This window comes from Hyphococcus sp. (genome assembly GCF_965228385.1).
In the GTDB taxonomy this organism is placed as follows: domain Bacteria; phylum Pseudomonadota; class Alphaproteobacteria; order Caulobacterales; family Parvularculaceae; genus Hyphococcus.
Window position 1 is genome coordinate 3494898 of the sequence record NZ_OZ245810.1, and the last position, 13339, is coordinate 3508236.

Below are 13339 nucleotides of genomic sequence, written 5' to 3' on the forward strand. Positions count from 1 at the left end.
AGTGCGGCGAACGCACTACCATATATCTGCGAGGCAAGACTTACCTGTAGAATGTCGTTTCATCGCCTGTGAAGGCCCACGGCTCTTTTAAATCTATGCACGAAACGACATCGCCGCGCGCTTCGACTTTTAACAGGCCTGCTGCAGACTCATCGGGCCCGGACTGACGCTGCAGCAGTATAACGCCGTTGATCAGTGGACCAATGAAATTCACGCGCAGGCGCTGATAGCAGTGCATTTTGTAATCATTGACTTGCGCGAAAGGCGTATTGATGCGGCCTTCGCCTTTTTCAAAAGACAGAAAATCCTGAACAACGTTGTCTTCTGACGTGTTTCTGGCGGTTGCGACCATATCCGGGGTCAAAGACGGCAAGCGTCCATGCAAAGCAAAGATCAACCGCTCCGGATCGATTGCATCGGGCGATAGAGCGATTGCACTGACCTTGGTCGTCGAGGCGTTATGGGCGGCGTCGGTAAACCATGCGCCCTGCGCCGCGCCGGGCGTGTCCACTAGCGCCGTGCGGCAGGCATTTTCGCCTTTCGCGCGCTTTATCCCCCACGCGTCGCCAAGTTTCGCCGCCCAGACGTCGCGCAAGCCGGCGGGCAAATAGTCGAGGGCGCATTTCGCTTTTGTCGTGTCCAGCGAGATGGCGGCGATGAGTTCCTGACTGGCGCCGAAAACCTCCGCGCGGGCGAAGGTGTTGGAGCGATAGCGTTCCGGCCTCGCCAAGGGAGCCGGACTTGCTGCAAGATCGTGCAGGCCCACATCAAATCCATTGGCGGCGCCAATAATGTCGCCAGTTCTAACGCGCAATTGCGTTTTCAGCGCCATATGATCGGGAGAACCAATCTCGGAAAAAGCGCGCAATCCTCCTGCGCGATCCAGGAGCGAGGGATCAATCTCATCAATGCCGTCATAATAGAATGAGATATTCTCGCAGGAGCGCATATGAACGGTCCACGACAGGCCTTGCGCGCGGCCATATTCATCGCGCTCCACATGGCGCTCAATAGCGACAATATCAGCTTTCGCCGGCGCCAGTGCGTTGGTTTGGCGTCGTTTGAAGGTCTGGTCGCCCGAACGGGTGTTCACGCGGATATATGGGGCCGGCAAGGATTCTCCGGGCGCCGTCACGCCGCCCAGCGGCGAGACTGAAAGCACGTCATCCAGCGGCGCAAACGCTCCGCTGAGGGCCGGTTCGCCGATAGCGCATACGCGCGTCGCCATGGGGGCGCCGTCGGTTTTGGAGGCGAGGTCCGCAGCGCCTTCCGCGAAACGGGAGCCCGCCTTTGGCCAAATGATCGCTGAAACGAGCAGCGCCGCGGTGAAAAACACCGCCGCCAGCCTCGTTGCATAACCGGAATGACGCATGAACGATCCCCCGGGGAACTCCCACTTTGCTCCCCTAGTTTTCAAATTCCTATGGCAAATGGCTCAAGTCAAGCGGCGCTAGGCCCGCAGTCCGGGCTGAGGCTCGACAAAAGCGCCCATATCCGGCTTATTTTGTATTGCGGTAGGGTTAACTACCGGCAAGGCGGGAAATGGGACGAATGATATGGTGAAATGGCGAGGCAGACGGCAGAGCCGGAATGTTGAGGATCGGCGCGGCGCCGCAGCGGCGGGCGGGGCGGGAATACTCCTCATGCTTTTGCGGTTTATTGTCGGACGTTTCGGTATTCGCGGAATTCTCATTCTGGGGGTCGTGGGCGTCGGACTTTATATGGCGGGCGTAAACCCGCTGTCGCTCTTGCAGGGACAGCCTGCGAGTCAGCAGGCGTCTGAGCCAATCGATGATGAGACATCGCAATTTGTTCGCGTCGTTCTTGCAGAAACAGAAGATGTCTGGTCGCGTCTTTTCACAGAAGCAGGCGGCGATTATCCCGAACCAACGCTCGTCATGTTTTCCGGATCCGAGAACTCGGCGTGCGGTTTCGCCTCAGCCGCGTCCGGCCCGTTTTATTGCCCGGCTGATCAAAAGCTGTATCTGGACGCCAGCTTTTTTCAGGAACTGGCGCAGCGTTTCGGCGCGCCAGGCGACTTCGCGGCGGCGTATGTTATTGCGCACGAAGTCGGCCATCACGTTCAAACGGTAACCGGCATTACAAACGAAGTGCGGGCGGCGCAACAACGCGCGCGCGGGCAGGGTGAAGCCAACGAGCTACAAGTGCGGATGGAGTTGCAAGCGGACTGCTATGCAGGCGTGTGGGCGTATTACGCCGACCGGATGTCGGATCTGCTGGATGAAGGCGATATTGAGGAAGGTCTGGCCGCGGCGGAGGCGATCGGCGACGACACTCTGCAACGAAACGCCGGGCGGCGCGTAACGCCGGAAAGCTTTACGCATGGCACATCCGCGCAACGCCAGCGCTGGTTCACCAACGGTTTCCGTTCAGGCGATGTCGCCGCTTGCGATACGTTCGAGGCGCGGAATTTATAACCGTACAGTCTTGTTTGTCGTCAGAATTGCTAATTTCAGTCAGTGTATGATCGATCATACGCGTAATTGCGTATAAATGCGGCGGCGCAACGATAATACACGGGTGAGTGAGGGCGCTGCTTATGCTGAGTGTGATTTTAAAAGCAGGCTTTGTGATTTCATTGCTGAGCGTATGGGCATGCTCAGGGGAAAAATCATCCCGGCTTACCTCCGATGCTGCGAAACCTGGATTATCAAAGACAATAGAAACTACAGCAGCTGATGGGCTCACAATTTATGGAGAGACTTATTTCGGCGGCCTCGACGCATCGGCGCCATTGATCCTGCTCTTTCACCAGGGAGGCTCAAATGGGCGCGGCGAATATACACAGATTGCGTCATGGTTGAACAAAAACGGTTTTCGCGCCATCGCCTGGGATCTGCGATCGGGCGGTGAAACTTACGGGGAAAGCAACCGCACGGCCGCGGGGCTGCCGGCAGGCAGCGCTCCTGGCTATTGCGCCGTTGCGCCCGATCTACAGGCTGCGATTGATTATGTCACGGCGAACGGCCTTGGCGAAAGCGCAATTCTGTGGGGCAGCTCCTATTCAGCGGCGCTGGTGTTTGGCGCAGCGGCGGCCAACCCGGAAAGGACGGCGGGTGTTATCGCCTTTTCGCCGTCCTCTGGAGGACCGCTTGAAAATTGCCGCGCGCGGCAGTGGATTAATCATATTGATGCGCCCGTGTTTGTTTTGCGTCCAGCGTCAGAAATGGACCGTGACAGCTCTATTGAGCAGCGTAATATATTGACGGCGTCGCGCGCAAAATTTCTCGTTGTGGAAAACGGCGTCCATGGTTCGTCCATGCTGCTTGACGAGCGCACGCAACACGACATGAGCGCGGCGCGCGCAGCCGTTCTCTCGTGGCTTGAAGCAGCGACAGAAAAATAATAACCGGTTACCCCCGCCAGAAAGCGGGCGACAAAATTACAAGTATCGTGAAAAACTCTAGACGGCCCAGCAGCATGCCGGCGCTCATGGCGAGCTTTGCGGCGTCGGGCAACGACGAGAAATTGCCGGATGGCCCCACGATGGGCCCAAGACCGGGACCGACATTGGCGATCGCAGTGCCCGCAGATGAAATCGCGGTCAGCGTATCAAGGCCTAGCCCCGCCAAGATCACGGCGAGCGTGGCGAACGTCGCGAAGTAAACGAAGAAAAAGCTCAATACGGAAACAAAGACATCATTCGTAAGCGGGCGATGATTATAGCGCGCAACAAATACGCCATTGGGGTGCGCAAGTCGCTTTGCATAGACGAGCAGCGCCGAGAAAGCCACTTGCAACCTGAAAACCTTCATGCCGCAGGAAGTCGATCCGGCGCAGCCGCCTACGAACATAATGCAAAAGAAGAATGCGACTGCGAAAGCGCCCCAGGAATCATAATCAGTGGTGGCGTAACCTGTTCCGGTCAGAATGGAAACGACATTGAAGACCGCCATCCGAAATGCGGTGAATAAACCGAGATGAGCGTAAACATCGGCTATTTCGATCATTACAATGATTGTCAGTATAGCAACTATCGCTATGAAAAACTGTATCTGGCTATCTGAAAAAAGTCTTGTCCATGCGCCCCGTAAAATAGCAGCGAGAAAAATACCGAAGGGCAAAGACCCTATAATCATAAAGGCTGTCAGAACGAGATCCAGCGGCGCATGACCAATTGTCAAAAACGCGCCGATCGAAGCGTCCCGCGTTGAAAATCCGCCAGTGGCGATTGACGTCATCGCGTGATTGAGCGCGTCCCAGGCCGGCATGCCGAACGCCCACAGGCATAAAAAACACAAAGCTGTAAAGAAAACATAGATGCCTGAAAGTCCCAGAGAATAATTGGCCGCGTTCGCTATGAACTTCTCGGACGTGTCCCAGGCTTCGTTTTTGAAAAGCTGCATACCGCCGACTTTTAACGCTGGTAATACGGCGAACGCCATGATGATGATGCCTACGCCGCCAAACCACTGCAGCATTGAGCGCCACAAAAGCGCACCGGGCGGCGCATCGTCCAGATTGGTGACAATTGTCGACCCGGTGGTCGTCAGACCGGACATCGCTTCAAAAAAAGCATCGACATAATCTATATTAAGACCGCCGAGCGCCAGCGGAATAGCGCCGAATATAACCAGCGCCAGCCAGCTTGCGCCAGTGATGAGAAACCCCTCGCGCACCCCGATTGAATCGATGCGCCCCCAGCTCGCCGCCGCGGCGCCGCCGCCGATAAAAATAGCCGCTGCAGCGCCCACGGCGAAAGAAGACCAGTCCGCGCGGTGAACAGAGTCCGACGCCGCAAGATCGGTCAGCATCGGAATAAGCATAGCTATTCCCAGCGCGGCCACGAGCGCGCCCGTGACCAGAAAAACAGGACGAAGATTCAGCATAGATTTGCGCTCGTCCGCCGCAGAGGCGCTCTAGGTGTCGCAATGCGCGTGATTAGTGGATTTGGCGCAATTCATGCGGGCTGTCGAGGGAGAATGCGGGAATATCCACATCGAAGAGCTCGCCTTCGCTTGTTTCCATTCCATAAGCGCCGACCATCAGCCCGGACGGTGTGGTGAGCGGCGCGCCCGACGTATATTCGAAGCCCTCGCCAGGGCGGATAACCGGTTGCTCGCCGACAACGCCGTCTCCCGCGACAATATCTGTTTGACCGCGCGAATCAGTGATGCGCCAGTATCGGGTTCGAAGTTGCACGGGCGCATCCGATTCGTTGTTGATGCGCACAGTATACGCCCAGACATAGCGCGGTTCTTCGGGATCAGACTGATCTGCGAGGTAATGCGGGCTCACATTCACGCGAATGCCGCGCGTGATGCGTTCATACGTCTGTAATTTATCTTTGCCCCCGGACATGGCGCCGCCTTGCAACTCCATAAGTCTCTGCCTCTCTTTTTTAGAACTTAATCTGCATCGCCCGCAAGCACCAGCCATTCGGTGAAATTCAACGGACCGGGGAAAAGCAGGTGGCGTGTGCACGCTATGTCCCCTTGCCAATAACGCGAGGGGCGGGCAAACGACACTCATGGCGAGCGAAAATTACAACGATGGCGTGTTGCCCGCTGAAACTATCGCGGCGCTGATCGACACAGGCGGTATTGAAGGCGCTGACCTGCGCCGTTTGCAGCCGGCCAGTCTCGACTTGACCTTGGGTTCGCAGGCTTGGCGTGTGCGCGCTTCGTTTCTTCCCTCGCGGGCGCGCACCGTGACAGCGCGGCTAGAAGACGGCCTGGCGATGCAGGCCATGGATTTATCGAACGGCGCCGTTTTTGAGCGCGGATGCGTTTATCTCGTTGAATTGAACGAACGTCTCAACCTGCCGGAAACTGTGAAAGGGGCCGCCAACCCGAAAAGTTCAACCGGGCGAATCGACGTTTTTGTCCGGCTGGTGACCGATTACGGCGCCGCTTTTGATGAAATTCCGGCAGGGTATTCCGGACCGTTATACGCAGAAATCAGTCCACGAACGTTTTCTATCCTGGCGCGTAGCGGTTCAAGTCTCAATCAGTTGCGTTTGAAAGCGGGCGCTTGCCGCCTTGATGATGCAGCGCTTGAAATACTGAATGCAACGTCGGCGCTTGTTGAAGGGCCAGCGAATATCAGCGGCGGCCTCGGGCTTTCCGTAGCGCTACACGGATCGCACAGCAGCCTTATCGGTTGGCGCGCCAGGCGTCACTCAGCTCTTATTGATGTTGACAAAGTCGGCCTACTCGATCCTTGCGAATATTTTGAACCGATAGCGCCTCCAGCGACCGGATTTATTATCCTCGATCCGGATGAATTTTATATCTTGGCGTCAAAGGAATCGCTGGCCGTGCCGCCGGAATACGCTGCTGAAATGACGCCGATCAGTCCGGGCCTGGGCGAGTTCCGTGTGCATTACGCCGGATTTTTCGATCCAGGATTCGGGTGGTCGGCGGACGGCGTCAATGGTTCTCGCGGCGTGCTGGAAGTCAGAAGTCACGATGCGCCGTTTGTACTGGAAGATGGGCAGCTTGTCGCCCGCCTCGTTTTTGAAAAAATGTCCGCGCGGCCGAAAAAACTATATGGCGATGACCTGCATTCTAATTATCAGGGGCAGGGACTGAAACTGTCCAAGCACTTCAAATAAGCGTGCGGTTTTGGCGCGATAACGGGCGCAAAAAGAAGATGAAAGGCGGAAAACGAAAAAGGGCGCCGCTTGCGCAACGCCCTTTCTTTTCGCTTTCACGAAAAATCCGGAGCACACCCCAATCCAGTGAGAATTCGAATGTATCCCGGTGCGATTGTTAAATAAATCCGTTACCGAAGCTATCTTCACTCGCTAGACCTTTTGGGCGCGCTATTCGGGTCGTGGCTGCCGGCATTTGCGTTTCGCCATGTCCGTAATGTCGCGTCCTAGAGATCCGCCACATCGTTTCCTGCATTGGCTTGCGCCGCCGCCGAATTACGATACTGCGCGCCGAACTGCAGCTGGACCGCTGTACACGGCGATGCCGGTATCCTGTTTACAAACCGCCTTTCGGCTGTTTGCACAGAACCGGGCCGCTCAGGCCCGTCCATAACGCAGGAAACTTACCTTTGTTTTCTTTGGACAAATGCTTCTGAGCGTCGCATTCAGCCAGCGTATATTCTCGTTCCGCCCGTCCAACCCGCCGCTAGGCAAACACAACAAGTTGTCTTTAGGGCTGCGGAATATGATCAGGATACTTACTTTTTTGTGATCGTCGAATCATTATTTTCCACAATCTTTAGAGAAATGAGCTGGGGAAAATGATCAGCAGTCTTTTCAACTAATTGTCAGGTTTTCCGGAAGATAACAGAGAAGTTATTGGCGGGCATTTCCACAACCATTTCCAGCGTCAGCCCGTTTGCCTGCGCCAGGGGCATAAGTTCGAGATCCAGATCGCGCACGCCCCATCGCGGATCCCGCGATTTAAGGTTTTCATCAAATGACTGGTTCGACGCCGCATGATGAACGCTGCGTCTTTTGAAAGGCCCATACAGAAACAGTTTCCCGCCGCCCGTAAGCAACCGGCCGGCGCCTTTAAACAGCCCTTGCGCCGCTTCAAAGGGCGCGATGTGGATCATGTTTATGGATACAACCCCATGGAAAGGTGCATTGTCTTCGACGCCCCAGTTTTCTTTCGTGACATCTATAGTGTGCGGCCCGGCGAGATTGGGCAGCCCGGCGTCGGCGATCCAGGCGCTGATTGATGCGCACGCCGCTGCGTCTGGGTCCCCCGTCAGCCAGTGCGCTTCTGGCAGGGCGGATACGATATGAACTGCGTGCTCGCCTGTGCCTGCGCCCACCTCCAGATATCTTCCCTCGGCAGGCATGTGCTTGAGAAAAACATCGCGGATCGGATCACCGTTGCGCGCCGCCGATGGGGAAAAGAGCTTTTCTCCCTTTGTTTCCCGAGCCTCAAGTGCGGTTTGTTTAGGCGTTTCCTTCATATACCCGACTTAACTCGAACAGCTAGCGCCGCCAAGGACGCAAAATTGGGCGCAGAAGGGATGGTTTAGTTTTACCGCTGCTGACGCTTCCTTCAGACTCGCGCCCATTTCGAACTCGCGGTCATAGGGCAAGAGCGTACATGAAAGGACGACCGGCGCGGGCGCGCCCTTGCGCTTTACTAGCATGCGGGAGGAGGCGCACATGACTTCGCTTGGCTCTTTTCCAAGAATGCCCCAGCACGCGGCGGTAATTTCCGGAACATCACGCGCCGCATCCATTTCAGGAAAAATAATCAGCTGGGCCGGGTCGCCCGCGTCAAGCGCGATACTGTGTGTCTTGAACAGTTTTGCAAATCCTGCGCGCACGTCCGTTTCAGCTTCTGTTGAAAAAGTGCGCCCGGCGATCGCGACGTCAAAACCATTATCGATGAGCCAGCGCAATCCCGCCAGTCCCGCCTCGAAGGCGCCGCTCCCTCTTTCTTCATCGTGGCCCTTGCGCGTATAATGATCGATAGAAACGCGAAGCGTTAGCCGATTTCCATACGTGTCTTTCAGCGCCAGCAGCTTTTTTTGAATGTGAGGGCGCATCATGGGCCGCATGGCGTTTGTCAGTATGAGAACATCAAAGCCGCGCCGCAATGATGCACCGATGATTTCCGTTGCGTCCGGATTCAGAAATGGCTCGCCCCCTGTGAGCCCTATCGTTTCCGCGCCCAACTCAAGCGCTTCATCAAGAAAAGGCGCAACATCAACCGCCGTCACATATGCTAGCCTGTCATTGGCTGGCGACGATTCAATATAACAGTGCGCGCATTCTACATTGCAGAGCGTTCCTGTATTAATCCACAAAGTTTCAAGGCGCGTCAGAGCCACACATGCGCGTTCCGACCCGTCGGCGGTCGTGTCCGGGTCCTGGAATTTTTTGCTTGCGCGCACTGGCGAGCCCGCATTTTCGCCGATCATATTTATCCCAAAATTGTAAGCCTTATGACTTGCACGACAGCGCCCGCCGGAGGCAACCGGCGGGCGCATCAATAAGGATCAAATTGACGTTAAGACGTCGTTCTTATTGGTTTTCTATCGGATCCAGCGGAGCCCCGTAGACTGCGTCGTCGTCATATCTGGGCTCTTCCGGCAATGGATCGCCAGTGACCGGGTCTATTCTGGTGGGGCGGACCGGCGCCATCATCGCAGGTCGGGCGCCGGGCTGGTCGCGATGCGCGAGCGCCCAGACCGCATTTTGCAGAACCGCAGATTGCGGTCTCGAGACGCGCTCCCGATAAATCACATCAGCCGGGGTTATATTGGCCTGATAATACTCCCGGTTCCAGGAACCACGGGATTTAAGAACGGCGCCCTCAAGGCTAACACCCCCGTAAAGGCCGCGTGAGCGGGAAAAAGCGAGAACGTCTACGGTTTGCGCCTTGGCGCCGGCGCCGACCGGGCCGGCTGCAATCGATAAATCTGCGCCAAGCTTAACGGTTGTGGATAAAAGGTGCTCCATTCCGCGTTGCGTCATCACCAGAAGAATTGTTTCTGAACCTTCAAATCCCGCCTGAAAACCGATGGACAGTGAGCCGACTGTAAAAAATGTGGGTTCTGACCAGCTTCCGTCCGGGTTTTTGGCCACCATGACTGCATTGCCCCCGGAGGCGCCTATGATAAAGCCGCCGCGTAGTGACTTCGGAATTATCACCATCGCCTTTGCGTCGTCGGCCGCGTCCCATAGGGGTTCGAACGCGCTGTCTTTGGCAAAATAACTGACGGTGTCCGCCGCCTTAACGATCAGCTCCTCAGCTTTTTCCCGTTTGGATTCAGCTGACGCCGGTGCGATCACTGTAGCCATAGCCGCCCCAAGGGCGGCCCATATAATTAAAAGCCGCTTCATTTCCCGGCCTCCTTTCAAATTCTCACCCCGATGCGAGGCTTCTCTCGACGGGCCGCTCATAAGTAAGCGTGTTTGAGCTGGCCAAAAGATGGCGTAAGTCCTTTTATAACATGAATTCTTGTAGAGATTTGCCTGCGGCGTCGAGGCCTTTTCGGCCCCGAACCGTCCAAAAAACCCATCTTGACGACTTTCCGTATTGAGCGACATTCTGCGCTGAGCGAGATTTCCCGGAATGACGGGGGCTTTCCGGACCCTGCGAGGGGGTCCATCCTGCCGGTTGCGGGTGTAGCTCAATGGTAGAGCAGGAGCTTCCCAAGCTTAAGACGAGGGTTCGATTCCCTTCACCCGCTCCATTTAATTTCAATGACTTATGCTGTTCTCGGGCTGAGCGTTTCTGGAAAGAAAAAATCTGGTAATCACATAGTAACAACCAGCGCTCTTGATAAAGAGTGTTTATGTGATTTTTCAATACCAGCATTCACCGACCGCTGTGAATCGAATAATTCACGTCGGAAACAATTCGGGCAGACTTCAATTGGTAAAAATTCAAGAAATAATCCGAAAAGCTGTTAGTCGCCGCAGTAGTTCCCAGCCGAACAGTGCGTCTGATTTTGCAATTGCGCAATTAGGAAAAGAAAAACGGCAACAACTTCGCCGGGATTGGAATGTCAAAGGAATGCAGCCTGCTCAGCGCGCAGGCGCGGAAAGAGCGATTCGAGCAAGGGTTCGTGAATATCTGAAACCCTTGCGCAAAGAGGATCGCCGCTTAACGGCAGACGAACAAATCATAATTCTGAGGGGCATTCGAAAGTCTAAAATCTTGGATAGAATATATCCAAAAAGGCTCAAGCCCGGTAAGTGGTTGAAGCTCACAGAGCGCGACACATCAAAGGCAATTTCTGAAATTGAAATTGAGAATTTTTCTTTCCTTTTCGATCCGAAGGGAACGATTGCTGGGCTACAAAAAATCGCTGAGGCTGAAGCGACTGCACCGGGAGCCAAAATTCATTTTGTTGATCCTTACTGCTTCGATGTAGCGCCGTTTATGTTGCTGGCTGAATGCTGGAATGAGATGCTCCCGATTTTCGAAGGCGGTAAGATGAGCTTGCCGATGCAAAAAGTAATTGCAGCGGTAGGTGTTCAGCATGCAATGGGCATTGGGCTTCGCGGTGTAAACGAGTTTTCAGATGTCTGGGCATTTCCGTTGGCACGGCGCAGGGGGGCGGGGTCAACTGCGTCTAGTTCGCCTTTTCTGGATGTGCAAAGTCGAGAAGCTGCGTCGGACGAATTTTGTGACGCATTGAATGGATGGCTTCGAGAAGCGGAAAATAGCGTTTGCCTTACACAGAGGGGCATCGGCAAAATAAAAAACCTACTAGGTGAATTGCTTGAAAATGCCGAGCGTCATTCTGATGGCGAGCGTCGTGATGGTAGCTGGTCAGTTTCGGGGTTCATGGCGCGGCGATACGATGAGGAGGCGGATGAATGGGTCTACAGAGCCCATTTTGGGATAATTAGTATTGGGGACACATTTTCAAAAAGTCTGGATCGTGCATTGCCTGATTTGCGTGACAGCCTCAATGCGTATGTGACCAAAATGAAAAGAAAAGGAGCCAGACAGTCCGCTAAGACACTACGCACTTTAGCGGCTCTACAGGATGGTGTAACCTGTGTTGCCGAAGCTGATGCTGACTGCCGGGGTGGTTTCGGCTTACAAGAAATGCTTGAACTTGTTTCAATTTTAGGTGAAACGTCGAGGCAAGATCGTCGTCCGCGAGTTACCATCATATCTGGCGCATCTTGTATCAGGCTTCGAGACCCTTATTTGAGGGGACGACAGATGTCGCCTGATGACGCTACTCGCGTGCTGTGGTGTAATCGATCTAATTCGAACGATGAATTGCCGGAAGACGCGTTCGTGTTCGATTTGGAGCCGGGGCTCCCTGGCACTGTGATTAGCGTTGGATTTGTTTTGGACCCTGACTATCTAAAGGCGGCAACCAGCGATGGAGATGAGGGCAATGAAAGAAATTGAGCTCATTAAGCTGACAAAAGGAGAGGTTAGAAATCTAACTGGTCAGGAAAGAGGTGTCGCTGCTCGTAAATTCTTTAATTTGGATGAGATTGATGAAGCGGGGGAGCCAGTTCGTGTGGTTGTTCCCGATGACTTGGACGCAATTACAACGTCTTTTTTCCAAGGCATGTTTTCAAGCAGCGTGCGATCCGCAAATTCGGCGGAAGCATTTTTAGATCGATATCGATTTGAAGCTAGGTCCTCAATCATGGAGCAGGTCGTAAGGGGAATAAATCGCATACTCACGCCGCGAGGTTCAGCGCTGACTTAAATTGAGCGGGGTACAATGCCAGATTGGCCAATAGAAGTATGGGCGTTGGTAGTGGCCGGAGGGTCGCTTCTGTGGAATTTTATCAATTCAATTTTTACAGCATGCGTCAATCATCAAAATAAGCGGCGCACTGTGGTGTTGGATGAGTTTCGCGCAACTGTCCGTAACCCAATTTATTCCGCAGTGGATGGGCTCGACTCAATTATTACGGACGTAAGAAATGCGCCGATTGTCTCTCAGGATGCTGCGGAGTTGCGAAGCCGGATTGCCCCACTAAATCCGTTGATAATTTCTCAGTTTGGACAAATTTCGGATGCCTTGGCTGATGCGAATACAAGTCGTTTTGCCGATGGCCAAGATTGGCTTGAAGATTTTGAAGACGCTGAAGATGAAATTTTAAACTTATTTAATAGGGCTCTAAATCCAATGCTTTCTGAAGGTGTTATGCGTACCGCTGTAGCGTTGATCCCGGATCATATCCGATCACTTAGAACAAAAATACGATCGCGACTGGAGCGGCAAATCCAACGCCTAACTTAAACTGAAACTTTAAGTCTCAGTTTCGGCGCATCGGGCGAACCCTCGACGTCAAGGGGTGGTGATTTCGCCCGATCCGGTAGCGCACCACGCGCTACGCTTTCGACGCGATGAAGGTAGCGTCAAAGGCCCTAAACTACAGCGCTTCCAGCTTCTTTCATCGCGCGCGAGGCAAAGCGCCATTGACGCACAACACTTCCATTCATCTTTTTGACAATCGAAGCGCGATCCAGGGGATCGAGATCGTAGTAGTTCTCGCGAGGGGCGTCGGAAGGCCAGTGTGGCGCAGAATTCTCGCGTCGTTCCCGTTCTTCATTTCGTTGCTTTAGATCAGACTGATATCGTTCACCGTCTTCGCCACGTAGCTCGCATGCGAGGCCATTGGGAAAAACTCGAGCGAACTCGTTCGTGCCGGGTCGAACAAGATGCGGCCGTCCTTCAATCGAAATGGAAATAGCGCCAGACGGGCGAAGGCCGTAATATTTCAGTCGTTTCACACGCATGCTCCTTTTTCTCATATCGGTAAGGTAAAAATCCAAACATTCGATCTCGACAATCTCAATTTGCGCGTCTCTGAGCGAAACCCATTTCCCTTCGCAGCGAAAACTTCAATTCGCGAATGTGAGAATCCGGCAATTTAACCGGCGGCACTCTCAAAGCGACAACC

Annotated in this window: 13 protein-coding genes and 1 tRNA gene; 7 read left to right on the top strand and 7 right to left on the bottom strand. The window is 54.3% G+C overall.

The window, feature by feature from the left end; genetic code table 11:
* Positions 1 to 40: 40 nt before the first annotated feature.
* The gene (locus ACQK2Q_RS16430) at positions 41 to 1372 is read right to left on the bottom strand and encodes a hypothetical protein (RefSeq protein WP_425410828.1); all 1332 of its coding nucleotides are present in this window, start codon (positions 1370 to 1372) and stop codon (positions 41 to 43) included.
* A gap of 187 nt (positions 1373 to 1559) precedes the next feature.
* On the opposite strand from ACQK2Q_RS16430, the gene ypfJ reads away from it, so the two are divergent.
* The gene (gene ypfJ, locus ACQK2Q_RS16435) at positions 1560 to 2438 is read left to right on the top strand and encodes a KPN_02809 family neutral zinc metallopeptidase (RefSeq protein WP_425411183.1); all 879 of its coding nucleotides are present in this window, start codon (positions 1560 to 1562) and stop codon (positions 2436 to 2438) included.
* Between the two features lie 122 nt (positions 2439 to 2560).
* Complete coding sequence (locus tag ACQK2Q_RS16440) at positions 2561 to 3367, top strand: alpha/beta hydrolase (protein WP_425410829.1); 807 nt, start codon at positions 2561 to 2563, stop codon at positions 3365 to 3367.
* Positions 3368 to 3374: 7 nt separating this feature from the next.
* On the opposite strand, the gene ACQK2Q_RS16445 is transcribed toward ACQK2Q_RS16440, so the two are convergent.
* Both ACQK2Q_RS16445 and apaG read right to left on the bottom strand, forming a co-directional pair.
* Positions 3375 to 4850 (bottom strand): TrkH family potassium uptake protein, encoded by a 1476-nt coding sequence (locus ACQK2Q_RS16445; protein WP_425410830.1) that lies wholly within the window; start codon positions 4848 to 4850, stop codon positions 3375 to 3377.
* 52 nt (positions 4851 to 4902) lie between these two features.
* Positions 4903 to 5322, bottom strand: a complete 420-nt coding sequence (gene apaG / locus ACQK2Q_RS16450; RefSeq protein ID WP_425410831.1) for a Co2+/Mg2+ efflux protein ApaG — start codon at positions 5320 to 5322, stop codon at positions 4903 to 4905.
* Between the two features lie 169 nt (positions 5323 to 5491).
* Between apaG and ACQK2Q_RS16455 the strand changes: the two genes are divergently transcribed.
* On the top strand, positions 5492 to 6577 hold the full coding sequence (locus ACQK2Q_RS16455) for a 2'-deoxycytidine 5'-triphosphate deaminase (RefSeq protein WP_425410832.1): 1086 nt from the start codon (positions 5492 to 5494) through the stop codon (positions 6575 to 6577).
* A gap of 668 nt (positions 6578 to 7245) precedes the next feature.
* On the opposite strand, the gene ACQK2Q_RS16460 is transcribed toward ACQK2Q_RS16455, so the two are convergent.
* The 3 genes from ACQK2Q_RS16460 to ACQK2Q_RS16470 form a co-directional block, all read right to left on the bottom strand.
* A complete protein-coding gene (locus ACQK2Q_RS16460) occupies positions 7246 to 7902 on the bottom strand; it encodes a DUF938 domain-containing protein (protein WP_425410833.1) in 657 nt (218 codons plus the stop codon).
* 9 nt (positions 7903 to 7911) lie between these two features.
* Positions 7912 to 8865, bottom strand: coding sequence for a radical SAM protein (locus ACQK2Q_RS16465; RefSeq protein ID WP_425410834.1), 954 nt, complete (start codon positions 8863 to 8865; stop codon positions 7912 to 7914).
* Between the two features lie 103 nt (positions 8866 to 8968).
* Positions 8969 to 9790: a lipid-binding SYLF domain-containing protein gene (locus ACQK2Q_RS16470; protein ID WP_425410835.1), complete on the bottom strand. Its 822-nt coding sequence runs from the start codon at positions 9788 to 9790 to the stop codon at positions 8969 to 8971.
* Between the two features lie 279 nt (positions 9791 to 10069).
* Between ACQK2Q_RS16470 and ACQK2Q_RS16475 the strand changes: the two genes are divergently transcribed.
* From ACQK2Q_RS16475 to ACQK2Q_RS16490, 4 genes are all read left to right on the top strand, one after another.
* Positions 10070 to 10143, top strand: a tRNA-Gly gene (locus tag ACQK2Q_RS16475).
* Positions 10144 to 10247: 104 nt separating this feature from the next.
* On the top strand, positions 10248 to 11825 hold the full coding sequence (locus tag ACQK2Q_RS16480) for a hypothetical protein (RefSeq protein WP_425410836.1): 1578 nt from the start codon (positions 10248 to 10250) through the stop codon (positions 11823 to 11825).
* On the top strand, positions 11812 to 12135 hold the full coding sequence (locus ACQK2Q_RS16485) for a hypothetical protein (protein WP_425410837.1): 324 nt from the start codon (positions 11812 to 11814) through the stop codon (positions 12133 to 12135). The genes ACQK2Q_RS16480 and ACQK2Q_RS16485 overlap by 14 nt, the downstream gene beginning before the upstream one ends.
* Before the next feature lie 15 nt (positions 12136 to 12150).
* Positions 12151 to 12675: a hypothetical protein gene (locus tag ACQK2Q_RS16490; RefSeq protein ID WP_425410838.1), complete on the top strand. Its 525-nt coding sequence runs from the start codon at positions 12151 to 12153 to the stop codon at positions 12673 to 12675.
* Positions 12676 to 12803: 128 nt separating this feature from the next.
* Here the strand turns inward: ACQK2Q_RS16490 and ACQK2Q_RS16495 are convergent, their stop codons facing one another.
* Positions 12804 to 13169: a hypothetical protein gene (locus ACQK2Q_RS16495; RefSeq protein WP_425410839.1), complete on the bottom strand. Its 366-nt coding sequence runs from the start codon at positions 13167 to 13169 to the stop codon at positions 12804 to 12806.
* Positions 13170 to 13339: the final 170 nt, after the last annotated feature.